Annotated in this window: 4 tRNA genes; all 4 read right to left on the bottom strand. The window is 41.0% G+C overall.

What is annotated here, in order from left to right:
* Positions 1 to 276 precede the first annotated feature (276 nt).
* The 4 genes from MH117_RS26390 to MH117_RS26375 all read right to left on the bottom strand — a co-directional run bounded on the left by MH117_RS26390 (position 277) and on the right by MH117_RS26375 (position 624).
* Positions 277 to 360 (bottom strand) — tRNA-Leu (locus tag MH117_RS26390).
* A gap of 17 nt (positions 361 to 377) precedes the next feature.
* Positions 378 to 453: transfer RNA gene (locus tag MH117_RS26385), tRNA-Lys, on the bottom strand.
* Positions 454 to 461: 8 nt separating this feature from the next.
* Positions 462 to 536 (bottom strand) — tRNA-Gln (locus MH117_RS26380).
* A 12-nt stretch (positions 537 to 548) separates the two neighbouring features.
* Positions 549 to 624 (bottom strand) — tRNA-Thr (locus MH117_RS26375).
* Positions 625 to 666 lie beyond the last annotated feature (42 nt).

The following is a 666-nucleotide window of genomic DNA, read 5'->3' as shown; positions in this document are numbered from 1 at the left end:
AGCTCTTATTTATTCTATCGTAATATATATATTTTTGTCAAATACTATAACATAATACAGATGATACCTCAGAATACTGAATATTGGATACATGTCCGTGTATAATTAGCGATTAAAATATTCATATCCACTCCAATGATTAGGTTTATATAAACCTAATCACTTGAGTAAAAACATAAGCAACTTCTTTAATAAGAGGTAATTCCATTTATATAACAAAAAAACGATTACCTAAAGGTAATCGCTTAGAATTAACGTTATTCATAAAATAATATTTGGTGCGCGTGAAGGGACTCGAACCCCCACGCCGAAGGCGCCAGATCCTAAGTCTGGTGCGTCTGCCAATTCCGCCACACGCGCACGTTCAAATATATAACTGGTGAGCCATGAAGGACTCGAACCTTCGACACCCTGATTAAAAGTCAGGTGCTCTACCAACTGAGCTAATGGCTCTTATTAAATGGCTGGGGATATAGGATTTGAACCTATGCATGACGGAGTCAAAGTCCGTTGCCTTACCGCTTGGCTAATCCCCATTAAAGAATAAATGGTGCCGGCGAAAGGAGTCGAACCCTCGACCTACTGATTACAAGTCAGCCGCTCTACCAACTGAGCTACACCGGCATATTATGGTGGACGCTGACGGGATCGAACCGCCGACCCTCT

Source organism: Paenibacillus sp. ACRRX, assembly GCF_022346885.1.
Lineage (GTDB): Bacteria > Bacillota > Bacilli > Paenibacillales > Paenibacillaceae > Paenibacillus_B.
This window is presented reverse-complemented; position numbering and strand designations above follow the sequence as displayed.